We start from the raw sequence: 18,036 nt of genomic DNA, 5'->3' as shown, positions 1-18,036 counted from the left end.
CGGATGCTCCGGGGCGGGGGCTTCGTCGTGCCGCGGTCGAGCGGCCGCCTTCGCTACGCGACCGCCGCTTCGGCCGGTGCGCCCTTGGCCTGCTGCCCCGACGGCAGCGCGAACGCCACGATCGCCGTCGCGAGCAGCACCGCGGCCGTCACGATGACGGCGGGCTGTGCGCCGACCTGGTAGAGGTCGGGCGTGAGCGCACCGCCGGCCCCGGTGAACACGGCCGTCGACACCGCGATGCCGAGTGCGATGCCGACCTCGCGCACCATCGAGTTGGTGCCGCTCGCCTTCGCGTGGTCGATGGGTGCCATGGTCGCGAGCACCGCGGTCGCGGACGGCGCGAACACGAGGCCCATGCCGATGCCCGCGAGGATGAACGGTGCGATGTAGGCCGGGTACTCGACGCTCGCGTCGAGGAGGCCTGAGAGCCACAGCAGCGACCCGCCGAGCAGCACGTTGCCGATCACGATCAGGGTGCGCGTGCCGACTCGCGGGGCGATGATGCCGGCGATCGGGGCGACGATCATGGGCGCGAGCGTCCACGGGGTGGTCTGCACGGCGGCTTCGAGCGGGCTCGCACCCTGCACCACCTGCAGGAACTGGATCAGGATGAACACAGACCCGAACGCACCGAAGCTGAAGCCGAACCCGACCAGGTTCGCGACGCTGAAGCTGCGGTCGCGGAACAGTCGCAGCGGCAGCAGCGGCGCCTTCGCGCGCGACTCCCAGAAGACGAACGCGAGCAGCAGGATGCCGCCGCCGATGAGACCGGCGAGCACCTCGGTGCTGTCCCAGCCCGCGTCGTTGCCGCGCACGATGCCGTAGACGAGGGCGAGCAGGCCGACGCCCGAGAGCACCACGCCGACGAGGTCGGCGCGGAGCTTGGCGCCGAAGCTGTTCGGGAGCGCGAGGAGTGCGAGTGCGACGGCGATCACGCCGATGGGCACGTTGATCCAGAAGATGGCCTGCCACGACCACCCCTCGATCACGGCGCCGCCGACGAGCGGCCCGACCGCGACGCCCAGACCGGACACTCCGCCCCAGATGCCGATCGCGAGCGCACGGCGTGCCAGCGGCACCGAACCGGCCAGCAGCGTGAGCGAGAGCGGCATGATCGCCGCGGCGCCGAACCCCTGGGCGGCGCGGGCCGCGATCAGCTGACCGGGATCGGTGGCGAGCGCGGCGAGCGCCGAGCTGAGCGTGAAGATGGCGATGCCGATGACGAACACGGTGCGGCGCCCGAATCGGTCGCCGATCGCGACGGCCATGAGGATCGTGCTCGCGAAGGCGAGCGTGTAGGCGTTCATGAACCACTGCAGTTCTTCGACGGATGCCCCGAGGTCGGCGTGCAGCACGGGCAGCGCGTTCGTCATGACGAGGTTGTCGAGGGTGGCCATGAACATGGGCAGTGCCGCGGCGAGCAGCACGAGCCAGAACGGGCGGGGACGGCGAGCGGATGCCGCAGGGCCGCCGCCTCGGGCCCCGCTCGCTGCAACGCCTGCGTTGCCGCCGGGGCTGCGCGCGGCATCCGTCGCCCGGTCTTCGGCAGTGGTCGAGGTCGATTCGGCCGTGGTGGACATGGCACGACTCCTTGGATTCGAGAATGTTGTTATCGGATGATTACTTACGACTCTTGCACTGTAGTAATCGACTGATAACATGTCAAGCATGAGTCCCGAAGCCGCCGAAGCACTCGAAGCAGCCGCCGCTCCGACCGGGCGCATGAGCGCCGCAGACCGTCGCGAGCAGATCCTCGTCGCGGCCACCGCGGTCTTCGGCGCGAAGACCTACGTCGGCACGACGACCGACGAGGTCGCACGCGCCGCCGGGGTCAGCCAGCCCTACGTCGTGCGGCTGTTCGGCACGAAGCAGCGGCTCTACATCGACGTCATCGACCGCGCCTACGACCACCTGCTCGAAGCGTTCCGGCAGGCGCTGCCCGGCCCGGTCGACGAGCGCGCGTCGCGACTCGGCGCCGCGTACACCGGACTGCTCGCCGAGCGCGGCATGCTGCCGGTCATCGCCGGGTCCACGCAGATGGGCGGCGAGACCGAGATCGGCCAGGTCGCGCGCGACGGCTTCAGCCGCCTCTGGGAGTTCATCCGCGTCGACGCCGGCTTCTCGGCCGACGAGACGCGAGGGTTCTTCGCGACCGGCATGCTCATCAACGCCGTGGTCGGCCTGCGCCTCACCGACGACTACGGCCTCGGGGTCAGCGCCACCGAAGTGCTCGACGAGTGCTTCCCCGACGCGCTCGAGAAGGTGCGCGCGTTCCTGCCGAAGATCGGCGAGCCCTGGTGAGCTGAGGGCCCCGCCCGCGTTCAGCGCAGTGCGCGATAGAACGCACGCTCCTCGGGCGAGAGGTGCTCGGTCGCATACGACAGCATCGTGCGCGGCATCCGCGGCGCGTACTCGTCGAGGAACCCCGTGAGCACCGCACGGTCGACGCGCTTGCCGGTCTCGCGCAGCATCCACCCGACCGCCTTGTGCATGAGGTCCTCGCGGTCGTCGAGCAGCTTCGGGGCGAGCCGCAGGATCGGCCCGGCGTCGCCCGCCTTGATGAACGCGAACGTCGAGAGCACTGCGACGCGCCGCTCCCACAGCGAGTCGGATGCCGCGAGCCCGTCGAGCAGCGCAGGCTCGCCGTCGCCCGAGCGCAGGACCTCGCCGACCAGGACCCCGGCCGACGAGTCGACGAGGTCCCAGTTGTCCACGTGCCCGGCCCGGACGGCATCGAGGTAGGCCGCGTGCAGCTCGGCTCGTGCCGCGTCGTCGCGCGTGCGCGGCCTGCTCGCGACCTCGAACTGCTTCACCATCACGATGAGCGCCGCCAGGCGGTGTTCGTGCACGGGGCTCTCGAGCAGGGCGGATGCCTCGGCGAGCGGCATCCGCTCGAAGCCCTTCACGATGCGGCGGGTGACGGGCACGCGCACGCCGACGAACACGTCGCCCTCGCCGTACTGGCCGGGGCCGGTCTTGAAGAACCGCTGGAGGAACTCCGCGTCGACCGGATCGCCGGCCGCATCGATCGCCGCCGCGAGGGCTCCGGCCGTCAGCGCATCGGCATCCGTCATGCTGCGGATGCTACCGCCGAGGCTCCGCGCACGCATCGCTCGCGCTCCGGCGATCCGTTCTCTGAAACGAGGCCGCAACGCAGCAATCGTGCGCGACTTCTCAATCAATCGCACACGGATGCCTCGTAGCCTTGATATGCGCGGCGATTTCCACCCGCGCCGTCAGTGCCGATCGGCACGAATACCGAGGAACGGAGGTTCACATGTCGACCACTGCTGCCGACGCCATCATCGGCGAACCCGAGGTCCTCGAAGACGAGCGGGCTCGCGAGATCACCGCGGCCGAGATCGCCCTCGCGACCGACGTCGAGAGCGACGCCGCCTGGCTCGCGCTGAAGGCCGCCGCCACCGAACTCCAGTCGATCCAGGTCAAGGACGGCTCGGTGCCCGAGGCCGGCGACCACGCGCGCGCCGGTGAGCTCGTCGACGTGATCGTCGCGTCGATCGACGAGCTCGCACCGCGGTTCCCGCACGAGCGGGCGTACCTCGCGGCATCGGTCGTCGACTTCCGACGCTGGCAGGCCGAGGGATACGGCGTTCCCGACTTCCTCGACTCGCTCGTGGCCTTCCAGCCGCAGCAGCACCGCGTCGACGGCATCCGCCATCTCGTCGTGTTCCCGATGGTCACGCAGAACGGCTCGCCCGACCGGCACATCGAGGCGCTCGTCGTCGAGACGATCTGGCCCGAGTTCATCGCGGCCCTCGAGGCCGGCGACTACGGCAACAAGCTCTTCGTGAGCCTGCGGCTCGTCGACTTCACGCCCGGGTACGACACGAACTCGGCCGTGCTGTTCCCCGAGACGGTCGCGATGCGCGAGATCCCGCCCTTCACGTGGGGCGCGATCTTCCAGGACCGCGAGGCGGCCCGGTACCGACGGGTCGTGCGCGCGGCATCCGAGATCACGAAGCTCGAGCTGCCCGCCGACGCGGCCGCGCTGCTCGACGACCAGGAGCTCGCCGAGCGAACGTTCGTGATGTGGGACATCATCCACGACCGCACGCACATGCGCGGCGACCTGCCGTTCGACCCGTTCATGATCAAGCAGCGCATGCCGTTCTTCCTGTACTCCCTCGAAGAACTGCGCTGCGACCTGACCGCGTTCCGCGAGTCGGTCAAGATCCAGCGCGCGCTCGACGCCCGCCTCGCGGCCGGCGACGAGCTCACCGAGGTCGAGGAGCAGATGCGCTCGACCGGCAAGCTCGTGCAGTACGCCGTGATCTTCGACCGCATCTTCCGCTTCGCGATCACGGGTTCGCGCGTGCGCAACTACGACGGGCTCGGCGGCCAGCTGCTGTTCGCGTGGCTGCACCGCAAGCACGTGCTCGACTGGACCGACGTGAAGCTCACCTTCGACTGGGACGCGGTGCCCGACGCGGTCGTCGAGCTCGGCGACGCGATCGACGAGCTCTACTGGAAGTCGATCGACCGCCCGAAGACCGTGCACTGGCTCGCCGCCTACGACCTCGTGACGAGCGTCGTGACGCCGAACCCGGCGTCGGTGTGGGCCGAGGGCCTGCCCCGCGAGGTGCTCGCGGGCCCGCCGAAGGGCTACACCGACCTCGTGATGGACGACGAGTTCCCGCTGTCGATGTTCTTCGAGGCGCTCGACAAGAAGATGAAGCCCGTCATCGAGTCGACGGTCGGCATCACGGGCGCCACCGCCTGACCATCGACCCGCGAGTCAGGACGACGTACGCTGCTCAGGACCGACCGGAGTGTTCCGGCCTGAGCAGCGTGCGTCCGCCTGAACTCCAGACGCTCGAAGGGGAGCCGTAATGACCGACCAGCCGTCCGGCGTCGCAGGCCGCACCGTCCTGATCGCGGGGGCCACGAGCGCCTCGGGCCGAGCCGTCGCGCGGGCGCTCGTCGCCGCGGGGGCGCGGGTGGTCGCTGTCGGCAGCGACCAGGGCCGCATCGACGCGCTCGAGGCCGAGGTCCCGGGCGTCGTCGGCGAGGTGGCCGACCTCACCGACGGCGACGACGTGCTCGAGCTCGCGATGCGCGTGCACGCGAGCGTCGGCGACGTCGACGGCGTGATCCACCTGGTCGGCGGCTGGCGCGGCGGCGGCGGCATCGCCGGTCAGACGAACGAGGACTACGAGTTCCTCGCGCGCTCGTTCACGGCGCTCCGGTACGTGAGCCGTGCGTTCTACGACGACCTCGTCGCGTCGACCGCCGGCCGCATCGCGATGGTCTCGTCGACGACGGTCGCATCGCCCACGGCGGGCGGCGCGAACTACACGGCCGTCAAGGCGGCTTCGGAGTCCTGGATGCGCTCGCTCGCCCAGGGCTTCGCGAAAGCCGAGGCGCCGGCCGCAGCGGTCACGTTCCGGGTGCGAGCGCTCGAGGGCCTCGAGGGCCTGCTCGCGACATCCGTCGTCGATCTCTGGAGCCCGGATGCCGCGGCCGCGCGCGACCTGAACGGCACCGTCGTCGAGCTCACCGCCTAGGCGAGCGGGTCGAGCACCGGGTCCAACAGCTCGGCGAGCGCGAGCTCGACCTCTGGAGGGGTGAGCGCCCCGTCTTCGCGGAGGATGCGCCACGTCGTCGCGTCGCAGACGGCCACCACCTGCGCCAGGCGGCGCTGTCGCAGCTGCTCATCACGCGGAAGCCGATCGGCGAAGACCCGGCGGCACCAGTCGACGTGATACGCGCGCCCCCTGGCTGCGATCTCGGGCAGCCCGGGCACGAGCGAGACCTCGGAGTACATCTTGAGGATCAGCGCTCCGGAACGCTCGTAGTGCTGCACGAGTGCCGCGAGCACCGAGGCCGGCGGCGCCTGCCCGGCGACCTCGCGTGCCTCGACGATGCGTGCGAGCTCTCGCTCGACGACCGCGACCATGAGCCCGGACTTGCCTCCGAAGCGCCGGATGACGGTCTGCACCGTCACCTCCGCGTCGGCGGCCACGTCGTCGAGGCGGATGCGCTCGTAGGGCGATCCGGCGAACCGAGCGAGCATCGCGTCGAGGATGCGTTCGCCGGTTCGCCCTGCGGACTCGGCGCGCGCCGACATCCGATACGTCCGCGTGGACTCGCCGGGAACACCCGGGGACCCCTCTCGACTTTTCATGTGACTCAGGTTAACATCATTTTCATGTCAGTCTCACTCACATCAAATGAAGAGCTGGTCGCCGTGCCGACACGGCTGGGCGACCTCGCGGTCCGAGCGTCCGGGCCCGTCGACGGCCGACCGACCGTGTGCTGGTCGTCGATGTTCGTCGACAGCCGCACGTGGGACCGCGTGCTGCCGATCCTGCGCCGCGAGGCACCCGACCGCCGGTACCTGCTGATCGACCCGCCCGGGCTCGGACGCAACGAACCGCTGCACCGACGCAGCTCGATCGTCGAGGCGGCCTCCGCTGCACGCGACGCGCTCGACTCGCTCGCGGTGCGTGGGCCCGTCGATTGGGTGGGCAACGCCTTCGGCGGCCACGTCGGCTACGAGCTCGCGACGCAGCCGGGCGTGCTGCGGTCGTTCGTCGCGATCAGCGCGCCGGTCGAGCCGATCGCCCCTGCTCTCCGCCGGAAGATCCACGTGTTGAAGCCGCTGCTGCAGGCCTTCGGCGCCGTCGGGCCGGTGCGCTCGGCCGTGATCGAGGCGATGCTGACGGATGCCTCGGCATCCGACCCTGACATCCTCCCCGTCGTCCTTCACAGCCTCGCCCGGCCGACGAAGGCCGGCATGGCGCTCGCGCTGCAGTCGTTCATCCTCGACCGGGTCGACGTGTCGGAGCTCCTGCCCCGCATCTGCGTCCCGAGCCTCTACCTCGCGAGCGACGACCGCGGCGACTGGTCGCCCGACGATGCCGAGCGTGCCGCCTCGCTCACGCCGGGCGCGCGGGCCACGACGATCACCCGGGCGCGCACGTTGATTCCGCTCGAACAGCCCGACGCCGTCGCGCGCGAACTGCTCGCCTTCTGGAAGGAGGTCTAGGGCGTCCAGGGCGCCGATCCGCGCTCGGGCGGCCACCGGCATGCGGCATCGCCGGCGGGCGGCTCACGCGTCGAACGTGCGGTATCCGCTCGTCTCGAGGCCCGTCGCCCAGCACCCGCCGCCGGCGTTCGTGTCGCTCGCGTCGCCGAAGGCCGCCGTGTTCCACGCGGCGATCGCCGCGGCATCCATGCCGGTGGGCATCGCGGGCGAGCCCTCGGTCGAGTCGTAGTCGGGGTTCCAGTTCTCCCAGTAGCGGTACTCGAGGCCCGCGTCGGACATGCACGCGCGCACCTCGCTCTGGAAGGCGAGCCAGTCCTCACGCGGCGTCGGCACCTCGGGGCCGGGAACCGGGGGCACGGGCGCGCTGAGCGGCGTGCCGGCCGCCGCGGCGTCTTCTGCTGCGCGCTGCGCCTGTGCGCGGCATCCGTCGCCGGAATCGGGTGCGCCACGGAGCGCGGTCGACCAGGCCGCGGCCTCATCGGCCGAGAGGCCGTCGGGCTGGGGGCTGCCGCCGAGCCACCACTGCCAGTCGAGATACTGATACCCGGCATCCGCCATGCACGATCGCACCACGGCCTCGCGACCGAGCCAGGCCGACTTCTCATCGTCGCCCACGAAGGCGGGATCACCGGGCACGAGGTAGGGGTTGTACTCGGGTGACATCGGGTCGCTCGGGTCGAGAGGCTCGTCGGGCGCACCGTCACCCGGGTCGGGGGCGGGAGCCGGAGCAGCGTCGGGGGTCGGCCTCGGGGTCGGAGCCGGGGTCTGGGGCGGCGAATCGTCGCCGCGACCGCCCTGGGCTCCGCCAGCATCGCCGATCGGGCGCACTCCGGATGCATCGGTGCCGACATCGCCGTCGGACGCTCGATCGGTGCCGAGCACCTTCGCGAGGAGCACGGCAGGCGACGCGTCGTCGCCCCCTGCCGCGTGCACGCCGGCGGTCGCGCCCAGGGCGCAGAGTGCGAGCACACCGGCCGCGCCGAGCGCGAGCATCCGGTTGCTCGGACCAGGCCGTCTCGGCGGCCGGGCTCCCCGACGACCCGCTCCGCCTGCGGTGCGGGTGATGGGTGAACGGCGGTGCCGAGCGATTCCACTGCGCTGGGACATCGATTCAGGGTATCAAGACCCCCAGTTCGGGGGCCAATGCCTCACAGGGCTTCTTCAGGGCGGGTCGTCCTGCCGCGAACGCCGCCTCCGGCGGTACGCTCGCCGCATGGTGCGCACCCTGGTGAATCTGGCGATCTTCCTCGCGACCGCAGCGCTCGCGCTGCTGCTGGCCTCGCTCCTCGTGCCCGGGTTCCACGTGCATCCCGGGGGTTTCATCGTCGCGATCATCGTGTTCGCGATCGCACAGGCGCTCGTCGAATGGCTCGTGCGGAGCATCTTCCACCGATCTGCCCCGACCGTCGCGGGCATCGCCGGGCTGCTCTCGACGTTCCTCGCGCTGTGGATCACCTCGCTCTTCGGCGGCGTGAGCTTCGACGGCCTCGGCGGGTGGATCCTCGCGACGGTCGTCGTCTGGCTCGTCACCGCGATCCTCGGCTGGGTCGCGGCGAAGTTCATCACCCCGCGGTTCGACCGCAAGGGCTGAGGCCGGGCGGGGCACCGGCCCGAGACCGGGCGAGCGGATGCCGCGGGCTCACGACCCGGGCACCGAGTCGGGTTCCGCCGCGTCGCCCGTGACCAGTGCGACGTCGGCCGCCTCACCGCTGCGCCGGCTGAGCCACACGAACGGCACCGCGAACGCCTGCACGACACCGCTGAGCGCGAGCGAGAACGGGTAGCCCCAGACATCCGCCGACCGTCCGAGCACGGGTTGGACCACCGCCGCACCGGTGCTGCCGATGAGCGAGTCGAACGAGAGCACCGTGGCGCGCTGGCTCGACGGGATCATGTCGTTCAGGTAGGCCTGACGCACCGGCCCGGCCGCCGCGTCGATGAGCGCCCACAGCACGAGCAGCAGGAGCGCCACCCAGAAGCTGCGGTTCACGCCGAGCACCACGAGGATCGCCGCGCTCACGCCGACGGCGAGCATGATCGACGTCGTGCGCTTGCGGAACCGGCGGCGCAGCCACGGCGCCACGAGCCCGCCGATGATCTGCGACCCGGCGACGATGCCCGCCGCCAGGCCGGCGATCGAGTACGCCCCCTCGTCGCCCCAGAGCTCGAGCAGGTACGGCTGCAGCGCGTAGAACACGTAGAAGCCGACGCCGGTCGTGAACATCGACGCGAGCATCACATAGCGCACGCCCGGCCGCCCGAGGCCGTACTTCAGGGACGCCACGAACACCTGCTTCGTCGCCGCGATCGGGTGCCCGCGGCCGGCCGGGGTGAACCCGAGGTCGCGCATGAGCAGCCCGGCGACCACGAACATGAGCACGAGCACTCCTGCGCGCATGAGGAACGGCACGCCGAGGTCGGTCGCCTGCGCGACGATGCCTCCGAGCGTCGACCCGCCGAGCATGGCGATGCCCGCGACCGAGACGCCGCGACCGAAGACCTTCTCGAGGCTGCCCGTGTAGCCCGTCGCCGTGAGCGCGTCGACGAGCCACGCCTCGACCGCACCCGAGAAGAACGTGAACCCGAGGCCGAGCAGCACCGACACGAGCGCCCAGGCCCAGAACGGCGAGTGCCACACCCACAGCAGGTAGTACATGACCGTCGTGACGGCCAGGGTGACCGTGCCGAGCAGGTACGAGACGCGTCGCCCGAGCGTGTCCGCGATCACGCCCGTCGGCACCTCGAAGATCACCATGCCGATCGAGAAGAACGAGTTCGCGGCGAACGCCTCGAGGTTCGACAGGCCGGCATCCAACAGGAACAGCGTGTTGATGCCCCAGATGAAGGACGCCGCCAGGGTGTTGCCGATGAGCAGCGTGAAGTAGACGGCCTGCACGCGCCCGGGCGTGGAGGTCGGGGTCGACGGCAACTCCGTCGGCGAGCTCATGGCGTGTTCGCCCTCACCCGCCCATCCTCCGCCTGCGACGCCCGCGCCGCCACCCGTACAAGGGCATCGAAACCGAGCGTGGTTCGGTCACCGGGATGCCGCGGGGTAGCATGCTGCCACCCCCACGCCCGTGGCATCCGGCGCACCCACGCCGCCGCGCGTCATCCGCTCGACCCGAAAGCACCCCCATGCGCAAGCGCACCGTCGCGCTCATCACCGTCTCGGCCGTCGTCCTCGCCCTCGTGGGCGGGGTCTACTGGGCCGGACGCGACCTCTTCCACGAGCCCTCCGCGAAGGGCGTCGAATCCGTCGTCGGCGAACTCGGCGGCACCCGCGTGCTCGGCGTGTTCGCCCACCCCGACGACGAGCAGACCGTCAACGGGCTGTTCTACCGGGCCAAGCACCGCGACGGCGCGTACACCGCGATGATCACCGCGACGCGCGGCGAGGCCGGCGAGCAGGGCCCGGTCGTCGGCCGCAAGGAGGACCTCGGCGACATCCGCAAGGCCGAGGCGCTGAAGAACAGCTTCAACCTCGGCGTCGACGAGCACGAGGTGTGGGACTACCCCGACGGCGGCGTGCCCGAGGTCGACGAGGGTGGGCTGGTCGACCGGGTCGCCGCGACCATGCGCCGGGTCAAGCCCGACATCGTCGTGACGTTCTGGCCCGAGAGCGGCGCGACCGGCCACAAGGACCATATGCAGATGGGCCACGTCACCGAGCTCGCGATCGCCCAGCTCGAGGAGGCAGGCGGCTCGTACACCGGCCCCGACCAGATCGTCTACACGATCAGCCCCACCAAGGCGCTCGTCGCGTTCGGCGGCAAGGTCGGCGCCTTCGTGGTCGCGAACCAGCCGGAGCCGAATTACGCCATGCCGGCCGAAGTCGGCACGAAGTTCGAGGGCTGGCAGATCCACGCGTCGCAGCGGGACTTCATGCCCGAGTCGTACATTCTGCCGACGTGGGCGATCTACGCCCTCTGGGACCACGAGTTCTACCGCACGCGCGACCTGGCGGCCGAACCGCTCGGCTGACCGGTCGCGCCGAACCGACCGACAGGAGAGGATCGAGCATGCCCACCATCACGAGCTCCGACGGCGTCCGCCTGAACTACCTCGAATCCGGCGACACCATGTCACGGCCCGTGGTGCTCGTCGCCGGCTTCAAGGCCGCCGCGACGAGCTGGCGGTACCAGGTCAAGCCGCTCGAGCGCGTCGGCCTGCGGGTCATCGCGTTCGACCGGCGCGGCCACGGCAGGTCGGAGGTCGGGCCCGCCGACGGGCACACCATGCGCCGGCACGGCGCCGACGTCCGAGACCTGCTCGAAGCGCTCGACCTGCACGACGCGACCCTGGTCGGGCAGTCGATGGGCGCGAACTCGATCTGGGCGATGCTGCACGAGTCACCGGATGCCGCGGCGCGCGTGCGCGACATCGTGACCGTCGACCAGACCCCGAAGATGCTGAACGACGTCGACTGGCCGCACGGCTTCTACGACTACGTGGAATCGAACCGCGACACGTACTTCGCCACCGGGATCCCCGACCCTGGCCGTTTCCCGGCGAAGGCCAAGGGCCTCGTGCGCATCGCACGGATCCTGCGCGCGATGGAGCTGCCGAAGGGCGGCAAGCCGACGTTCACCGACGCCGAGCTCGAACTGCTGCACGACCACGCGATCGCCGACTGGCGGCCCGCCGTCGCCGCGGCGTCCGTGCCGAGCTTCTTCATCGCCGGCGCCGAGAGCGAGTTCTGGCCCTCGGCGCACGCCGCGGCCTCCGCCGATCTGAACGCCCTCGCGAGCTCGACCGTGATCGAGCACGACGGGCACGCCGCCAACATCGAGCAGCCCGCGAAGTTCAACGACGCGTTGCTGGCGTTCCTGGCGCGCTGACCCGCGCGCGCCCGGCGTTCAGAAGCCCTTGCCGGGGTTGAGCGTGCCCTTCGGGTCGAGCGCCTGCTTGATCGCCGCGTGCATCGCGAGCACCCGGTCGCCCAGTTCGGCGCGAGCACCCGGCAGCTTCAGCAGCCCGACGCCGTGCTCGCCCGTGACCGTGCCGCCGAGCTCGCGGCACTCGTCGACGATGCGGTCGAACGCCAGCTTCGCCCTGGCCTTCGCGGCATCGTCGCCCTCGGGCGCGATGATGAGCGGGTGCAGGTTGCCGTCGCCGGCGTGCGCGATGTTCGCGATCACGACGTCGTACTCGGCGGCAGCCGCCTGGATGCGCGCGAGCATCGCGGGCACCGCGCCGCGCGGCACGCAGATGTCCTCGGTGAGCACCGGGCCGAGGCGCTCGAGCGCCGGGTAGGCGAGGCGTCGGGCGATGAAGAGCCGGTCGACCTCGTCGGCCTCGAACGCCTGCTCGACCGAGAGCGCGCCCGCCTCGGCCATGAGTCCGGCGACGGATGCCGCGTGCCGCTCGCCGAGCGCACCGACCTCGTCGACCTTCGCGAGCAGCAGCGTGTCGACGCCGTGCGGCAGCCCGAGCCCCTGCCACGCGTCCACAGCCTCGACGCACGTGCGGTCGAGGATCTCGAGCGCCGACGGCACGATGCCCGACGCACTGATGGCCGCGACGGCCTCCCCCGCCGAGACGAGGGAGGGGAAGGCCCCGACGATCGCGCGTTCCTCACGGCCCGCGAGCGGCAGGAGCTTCACGGTGACCCGCGTGATGATGCCGAGCGTGCCCTCGGAACCGACCATGAGCGCGGTGAGGTCGAACCCCGTGACGCCCTTCGCGGTGCGCCGCCCGAGGTCGACGATCTCGCCGTCGGCGAGCACGACCCGCAGGCCGAGCACGTAGTCGCGGGTCACGCCGTACTTCACGCAGCAGATGCCGCCCGCGTTCGTCGCCGCGTTGCCGCCGATGGTCGAGATGCGGTAGCTCGCCGGGTCGGGCGGATACCAGAGGCCCTGCTCGGCGACCGCCAGCCGCAGCGTGTCGTTGACGACGCCGGCCTCGGCGACCGCGAACCGCTCGGCGGCATCGATCGCGACGATGCGCGTCATGCGCTCGAGCGAGAGCACGATGCCGCCGGCCACGGCGTTCGCCCCGCCAGAGAGCCCCGTGCCCGCACCGCGCGGAACCACGCGGGCTCCGGATGCCGCGGCGAGCCGCACCACGGCCACCACGTCGTCGTCGTGCTCGGCGAGCACCACGGCGAGCGGCGTCTCGAACGGCGCCCACTCGGCGTCGTCGTGCGCGTACTCGGCGAGCGCCGCGGCATCCGTCAGCACCTGGTCGGCGCGGAGCAGCCGCTGCAGCTCGGCGACGATCTCCGAGGTGTCGGGCGCGTTCGAGGTGGGCGGCACGGCGTCGGTCATGCGAGCGAGCCTAACCCCGGGTCAGAACCGTCGCGCGAAGGGCAGCGGCTTGCGCATGCGCACCAGCAGCACGATCGGCACGAGCACGTACGGCAGGTTGAACGCGAGGAACTTGACCGGGTTCGGCGTGACCCACTCGGGCTCGCCGAAGAACTCCACGCCGAACACGATGATGCCCGTGATCGTCGAGATCATGGTCGCGTAGATGACGCTCGGCAGCTGGATCCAGTTGAGGCCGCGCACGAGCGAGATCACGAGCACGATGTAGAAGGGCATGTAGACGAACGCCGACAGGCCGGTCACGATGCGCATCCACGTCGGCGGCTCCATGAACAGCGGGTCGGTGTCGTGCGCGTACCACCAGTTCGAGTTCACGAAGAAGTTCGACGACGGCTGCGAGAAGTCCACGCCGATCGACGGCAGCAGGTCGCTGATCAGGCTCGTGATCGTGAACAGCGAGAACATCACGATGAAGAACCAGTCGAACGGCCGGTCGCGCAGGCGCAGGTTCGGCGGGCGGCACGGGTCGGCGAGGGCGACGGATGCCGCTGCGCCCGGCCCGGCGTCGGCGGCGGTCTGGGGCGGGGTCGCGGCGGTCATGGGGCCCGAGCGTACTGGCTCGGCGAACGCCCGCGCCATGCCGACGCGGAATGCCCGCCGAGATGCCAGACTTCGCCGCATCGATCGCACGGACCTGACGACGTCTGGCATCTCGGCGAGCGCGGGCGCGCTCGGCGCACTCGGCGCGACCGAAGTCCGCCGTGCGACGGATCCGTCGTCGGCATCCGCTCGCTAGCGTTGGAGCATGAGCGCCACCGTTCCACCGCCCGTGATCGACGGGGTCGAATGGGTGCGCCCGCACCCCGACCGCCGCGCGTATCGCCACGACGTCGTGCTCGCACTCGTGCTCGCGGCGGCCGCCGGTGCCAGCGTCATGCTCTACCGCATCACCGGCATCACCGAGAACGGCCCGTGGTGGGGCGCGGCGCTCTGGGTGGTCGGCATGACCCTGCCGCTCGCCGCACGTCGGCGCTGGCCCGAGATCGTCGCGATCGTGGCCTCAGCGGTGTTCGTCGCCGGTTCGGTCGCCGGCGTGGTCGAACTGCTCTTCTCGAACATCGCGCTCTTCATCGCGATCTACACCGTCGGCGCCTGGGGTCGATCGCGGGTCAGGGCGAACCTCGTGCGCGGCGCCATCGTGATCGGCATGTTCGGCTGGCTGTTCTGGGGCCTCATCACCTCGTCGTTCGCGCAGGACTTCCTCCCCGAGCTCGACCGCGACGGCCTTCTCTCGCCGTTCGTCGCCTACGGCCTCATCAACGTGCTCACGAACCTGCTCTACTTCGGCGGTGCATGGTACTTCGGGGACGCCGCGTACCGGTCCGCGCGGGCGAGGGCCGAACTCGAGCAGCGCACCGCCGAACTGGCCGCCGAGCGCGAGCGCACGCGGAGCCAGGCCGTCGCGCTCGAGCGGCTGCGCATCGCGCGCGAGCTGCACGACGTCGTCGCGCACCACGTCTCGGTCATCGGCGTGCAGGCGGGTGCCGCCAGGCGGGTGCTCGCGAAGGATCCGGATGCCGCGGCCGCCTCGCTCTCGTCGATCGAGTCGAGTGCTCGCGACGCCGTCGAAGAGCTGCACGGGCTGCTCGGCACCCTGCGCGGCGCGGGCGACACCGGCGCGATCGAGATCGGCACCGGCGCCGCCGCCTCCGCGAGCTCACGAAGCTCCGACGACGAGCCGGCGACCACGAGCACGTCCACCCGCGGTATCGACCGCATCGAGGAGCTCGTCGCCGAGTCGGCTGCGAGCGGCCTGCCCGTGACGTTCTCGGTCGTCGGCGACGGCCGCCCGGTCTCGGCGGTCGTCGAGCTCAGCGCCTACCGCATCGCGCAGGAGGCGCTGACGAACGTGCGCAAGCACGCCGGATCGTCGGCGACCGCCGAAGTTCGCGTGCGCTGGGATCCCGACGCCCTCGAGGTCGAGGTCACGAACACCGGAACGGCGACGCGGGTCGCGGCGCCGTCTGCGGCATCCGCGTCATCGATCGTGCGCCCGCCCGTCGGCGACCGGGCTGCGGGCGGCGCGACCGGTCAGGCCGGCGGCCTGGGTCAGCTCGGCATGCGCGAACGCGTCGGCGCCGCGGGCGGCAGCCTCGAGGTCGGCCCCCGCGCGCGCGGCGGCTACCTCGTGCGCGCCCGGTTCCCGCTGCGACGCGAGGAGGCGCGCTCGTGAGCATCCGCGTGCTCGTCGTCGACGACCAGAGCCTCGTGCGGGCCGGATTCCGCACGATCCTCGACTCCGAAGACGGCATCGAGGTCGTCGGCGAGGCGGCCGATGGCGCCGCGGCGGTCGCCCAGGTCTCCGCCCTCGCACCCGACGTGGTCTGCATGGACGTGCAGATGCCCGGCATGGACGGGCTCGAGGCCACCCGGCGCATCACGGCCGACGCGACATCCGCTACGGCCGTGCTCGTGCTCACGACGTTCAACCGCGAGGACTACCTCTTCGAGGCGCTCGAGGCCGGCGCGAGCGGGTTCCTGCTGAAGAACTCGAGCCCCGAGCAGCTCATCGAGGCCGTGCAGGTCGTCGCCCGCGGTGACGCGCTGCTCTCGCCCGACGTCACGCGGCGGGTCATCGAAGCCGTCGGGCGTCGTTCGAGCCGAACGGATGCCGCGGCGGCAGCCGCACGCCCATCGACGCTCGCAGCCTCCGCCGCGCCGACCGCGCCTGCCCGACCCGCCGCACCGCCGGCACCCCCCGTACCGGATTCAGGACGACGCGCCGAACCACTCCCCGATGCCGGCGAGCACGGCGCGAACGGCGCACGAGGTCCCGAGTTCGAGCCGCCCGAGCTCGCGACGCTCACCGAGCGCGAGCGCGAGGTGCTCGAACTGCTCGCCGAGGGCATCTCGAACGCCGAGATCGCCCAGCGCATGTGGGTGGGCGAGGCCACCGTGAAGACCCACGTGTCGAAGGTGCTCATGAAGCTCGGACTTCGCGACCGCGTGCACGCCGTGGTCTACGCCTACGAGCACGGGATCGTGCGGCCCTCCGCCTGACGCCCGGCGGTTGCCGCAGCGGTCCGTCCGCTTCGGGCAGGCGCTTGCTCGCTCAGGCGTCCCCGCCGTGGCCGTCGCCGTCGCCGTCGCGCAGCGAGTGGATCATGTTGCGCAGGATCCTCCGCGCGCCGGCCTGCTCCTCGGACGACATGCCCGCCAGCATCCTGAGCTCGACGTTCCGCACGGCGATGGTCGCCTGCTCGAGGCTCCGTCGGCCGAGCGGGGTGAGTCGGGTCGGGAGCACCTTGCCGACGCGGGCCTCTGCCGGTCGCGTCACGAATCCGTCCCGCTCGAGGGACTGCAGCAGCACGTTCATGGACTGCCGCGTGACGAACGCCCCTCGCGCGAGCTCGGAGTTGGACAGGCCGGGGCGTTGCGCGAGCAGCTCGAGGCACGAGTAGTGGGTCACCGTCATGCCCAGCGGGCGCAGCACCGCCTCCATGGCCGTGCGGAGTGCGGTCGCCGCCTCCTTCAACAGGTAGCCCAGCGACGTCTCGAGGTCGACTCCACCTTGACTCATGTCAGTAGTCTGACATAGATTATTTTGTGTCAGAAAACTGACACGAAAGAAGGAACGCGATCATGCCCGTCACCGGCCCCGACTTCATCTCCCTCCAGACCCGCGATCTCGCCGCGTCGCAGGCGTTCTACGAGCAGTACCTCGGCCTCGTGCGCTCGGAGTCCGGCCCGCCCCACGCCGTCGTCTTCGAGACGGCGCCGATCGCATTCGCGCTCCGAGACCTCGTTCCCGGCACCGACCTCGCCTCGGTGGCCCAGCCGGGCATCGGGGCGGCGATCTGGTTGCACGCCACCGACGTCCAGGCCATCCACGACGCACTGGTCGCCGCGGGCCACGCGATCGTCTCCGGCCCGATCGACGGCCCGTTCGGCCGAACCTTCACCTTCGCCGACCCCGACGGCTACCACGTCACGCTGCACGACCGGGCCTAGACCGCCGCACGCGGCGCCCGACCGACGCGCTGTCGGCGCCCTTCGCTACGCTCGGGCCCATGACCGAGGTCACCGACGCGTACTCACGCCGCGCTGCCGAGTACATCGCGCGGATCGGGTCCATGACCCGGTGCACGCCTCAGACCGACAGCTCGTCGACAACTGGACCGAGATGGTCGACGGACCCGTGCTCGACGCGGGCTGCGGGCCGGGGCATTGGACGGGCTACCTGGTCGGCCGCGGACTCGACGCCCGCGGCATCGACCTCGTTCCCGAGTTCCTCGCGCACGCTCGAGCCACCCACCCGGGCGTCAGGTTCGACACCGGGAGCATCGACCGGATCGAGCAGCCCGACGGCTCGCTCGGCGGCGTGCTCTCGTGGTTCTCGACGATCCACCACGATCCGTCGCGCATCCCAGCGCCGATCGCAGAGTTCGCACGGGTGCTGCGCCCGGGCGGGGCGCTCGTGCTCGGTTTCTTCGAGGGGCCGTCGATCGAACGATTCGACCACGCCGTCACGACCGCGTACCGGTGGCCGGCGCCCGAGCTGCACCTGCTTCTCGAGGCGAGCGGCTTCGAGATCCTCGAGACCCACCTGCGATCCGGCCGAGGTCATCGCCCGCTGGGCGCGATCCTCTGCCGCCTGCCGAGCGAGCAGGTCGACTGACCGTCGGCCCGACCGGTCGAGTCTCACGCAGACCTGCCCTTGACGCCGCCACACTCCCGCCTTATGGTTAAGCACTTCAT

At 71.1% G+C, this 18,036-nt stretch carries 19 protein-coding genes; 11 read left to right on the top strand and 8 right to left on the bottom strand.

The genetic code is table 11. The features are described from left to right. Positions 1 to 53: 53 nt before the first annotated feature. On the bottom strand, positions 54 to 1,580 hold the full coding sequence (locus BM342_RS18225) for a DHA2 family efflux MFS transporter permease subunit (protein ID WP_092968937.1): 1,527 nt from the start codon (positions 1,578 to 1,580) through the stop codon (positions 54 to 56). A gap of 88 nt (positions 1,581 to 1,668) precedes the next feature. Here BM342_RS18225 and BM342_RS18220 point away from each other — a divergent pair, with 88 nt between their 5' ends. Then, positions 1,669 to 2,301, top strand: coding sequence for a TetR/AcrR family transcriptional regulator (locus BM342_RS18220; RefSeq protein ID WP_177232264.1), 633 nt, complete (start codon positions 1,669 to 1,671; stop codon positions 2,299 to 2,301). A gap of 20 nt (positions 2,302 to 2,321) precedes the next feature. Here the strand turns inward: BM342_RS18220 and BM342_RS18215 are convergent, their stop codons facing one another. Next, positions 2,322 to 3,074 carry a DNA alkylation repair protein gene (locus tag BM342_RS18215; protein WP_092969451.1) on the bottom strand — a complete coding sequence of 251 codons (753 nt, stop codon included), beginning with the start codon at positions 3,072 to 3,074 and terminating at the stop codon, positions 2,322 to 2,324. A gap of 203 nt (positions 3,075 to 3,277) precedes the next feature. Between BM342_RS18215 and BM342_RS18210 the strand changes: the two genes are divergently transcribed. Next, entirely contained in the window at positions 3,278 to 4,741 is a 1,464-nt protein-coding gene (locus BM342_RS18210; RefSeq protein ID WP_092968933.1) for a DUF6421 family protein, read from the top strand. Between the two features lie 109 nt (positions 4,742 to 4,850). Further along, positions 4,851 to 5,525 (top strand): SDR family NAD(P)-dependent oxidoreductase, encoded by a 675-nt coding sequence (locus tag BM342_RS18205; protein ID WP_092968931.1) that lies wholly within the window; start codon positions 4,851 to 4,853, stop codon positions 5,523 to 5,525. Here BM342_RS18205 and BM342_RS18200 read toward each other — a convergent pair. Next, complete coding sequence (locus BM342_RS18200) at positions 5,522 to 6,088, bottom strand: TetR/AcrR family transcriptional regulator (RefSeq protein ID WP_092968929.1); 567 nt, start codon at positions 6,086 to 6,088, stop codon at positions 5,522 to 5,524. The genes BM342_RS18205 and BM342_RS18200 overlap by 4 nt on opposite strands. Before the next feature lie 81 nt (positions 6,089 to 6,169). Between BM342_RS18200 and BM342_RS18195 the strand changes: the two genes are divergently transcribed. After that, entirely contained in the window at positions 6,170 to 7,009 is an 840-nt protein-coding gene (locus tag BM342_RS18195) for an alpha/beta fold hydrolase (RefSeq protein WP_143109931.1), read from the top strand. Positions 7,010 to 7,072: 63 nt separating this feature from the next. On the opposite strand, the gene BM342_RS18190 is transcribed toward BM342_RS18195, so the two are convergent. Further along, entirely contained in the window at positions 7,073 to 8,002 is a 930-nt protein-coding gene (locus tag BM342_RS18190; protein WP_092968925.1) for a hypothetical protein, read from the bottom strand. A gap of 220 nt (positions 8,003 to 8,222) precedes the next feature. Between BM342_RS18190 and BM342_RS18185 the strand changes: the two genes are divergently transcribed. Then, complete coding sequence (locus BM342_RS18185) at positions 8,223 to 8,600, top strand: phage holin family protein (RefSeq protein WP_177232263.1); 378 nt, start codon at positions 8,223 to 8,225, stop codon at positions 8,598 to 8,600. Between the two features lie 48 nt (positions 8,601 to 8,648). On the opposite strand, the gene BM342_RS18180 is transcribed toward BM342_RS18185, so the two are convergent. Next, entirely contained in the window at positions 8,649 to 9,956 is a 1,308-nt protein-coding gene (locus BM342_RS18180) for an MFS transporter (RefSeq protein WP_092968922.1), read from the bottom strand. Between the two features lie 188 nt (positions 9,957 to 10,144). Here BM342_RS18180 and BM342_RS18175 point away from each other — a divergent pair, with 188 nt between their 5' ends. After that, positions 10,145 to 10,990 carry a PIG-L deacetylase family protein gene (locus BM342_RS18175; RefSeq protein ID WP_177232262.1) on the top strand — a complete coding sequence of 282 codons (846 nt, stop codon included), beginning with the start codon at positions 10,145 to 10,147 and terminating at the stop codon, positions 10,988 to 10,990. A 38-nt stretch (positions 10,991 to 11,028) separates the two neighbouring features. After that, a complete protein-coding gene (locus BM342_RS18170; protein ID WP_092968918.1) occupies positions 11,029 to 11,847 on the top strand; it encodes an alpha/beta fold hydrolase in 819 nt (272 codons plus the stop codon). Positions 11,848 to 11,865: 18 nt separating this feature from the next. On the opposite strand, the gene BM342_RS18165 is transcribed toward BM342_RS18170, so the two are convergent. Both BM342_RS18165 and BM342_RS18160 read right to left on the bottom strand, forming a co-directional pair. Further along, positions 11,866 to 13,278, bottom strand: a complete 1,413-nt coding sequence (locus tag BM342_RS18165) for an FAD-binding oxidoreductase (protein WP_092968916.1) — start codon at positions 13,276 to 13,278, stop codon at positions 11,866 to 11,868. 21 nt (positions 13,279 to 13,299) lie between these two features. Then, entirely contained in the window at positions 13,300 to 13,878 is a 579-nt protein-coding gene (locus BM342_RS18160; protein WP_092968914.1) for an EXPERA domain-containing protein, read from the bottom strand. 205 nt (positions 13,879 to 14,083) lie between these two features. Here BM342_RS18160 and BM342_RS20240 point away from each other — a divergent pair, with 205 nt between their 5' ends. Both BM342_RS20240 and BM342_RS20235 read left to right on the top strand, forming a co-directional pair. Further along, entirely contained in the window at positions 14,084 to 15,511 is a 1,428-nt protein-coding gene (locus BM342_RS20240) for a sensor histidine kinase (RefSeq protein ID WP_255368939.1), read from the top strand. Beyond that, positions 15,508 to 16,338 carry a response regulator transcription factor gene (locus tag BM342_RS20235; protein ID WP_255368938.1) on the top strand — a complete coding sequence of 277 codons (831 nt, stop codon included), beginning with the start codon at positions 15,508 to 15,510 and terminating at the stop codon, positions 16,336 to 16,338. The genes BM342_RS20240 and BM342_RS20235 overlap by 4 nt, the downstream gene beginning before the upstream one ends. Positions 16,339 to 16,390: 52 nt before the next feature. On the opposite strand, the gene BM342_RS18150 is transcribed toward BM342_RS20235, so the two are convergent. Next, positions 16,391 to 16,858 (bottom strand): MarR family winged helix-turn-helix transcriptional regulator, encoded by a 468-nt coding sequence (locus tag BM342_RS18150; RefSeq protein ID WP_092968912.1) that lies wholly within the window; start codon positions 16,856 to 16,858, stop codon positions 16,391 to 16,393. Between the two features lie 62 nt (positions 16,859 to 16,920). On the opposite strand from BM342_RS18150, the gene BM342_RS18145 reads away from it, so the two are divergent. Together BM342_RS18145 and BM342_RS18140 are read left to right on the top strand one after the other, a co-directional pair. Beyond that, on the top strand, positions 16,921 to 17,289 hold the full coding sequence (locus tag BM342_RS18145; RefSeq protein ID WP_092968910.1) for a VOC family protein: 369 nt from the start codon (positions 16,921 to 16,923) through the stop codon (positions 17,287 to 17,289). A gap of 130 nt (positions 17,290 to 17,419) precedes the next feature. Then, a complete protein-coding gene (locus BM342_RS18140) occupies positions 17,420 to 17,956 on the top strand; it encodes a class I SAM-dependent methyltransferase (protein WP_369823202.1) in 537 nt (178 codons plus the stop codon). Positions 17,957 to 18,036 lie beyond the last annotated feature (80 nt).

Origin of the sequence: Agromyces sp. CF514 (assembly GCF_900113185.1) — a bacterium.
Taxonomy (GTDB): Bacteria; Actinomycetota; Actinomycetes; order Actinomycetales; family Microbacteriaceae; genus Agromyces.
Note: the sequence above shows the minus strand (reverse complement) of the source record. Positions and strands in the feature narration are given on the sequence as shown.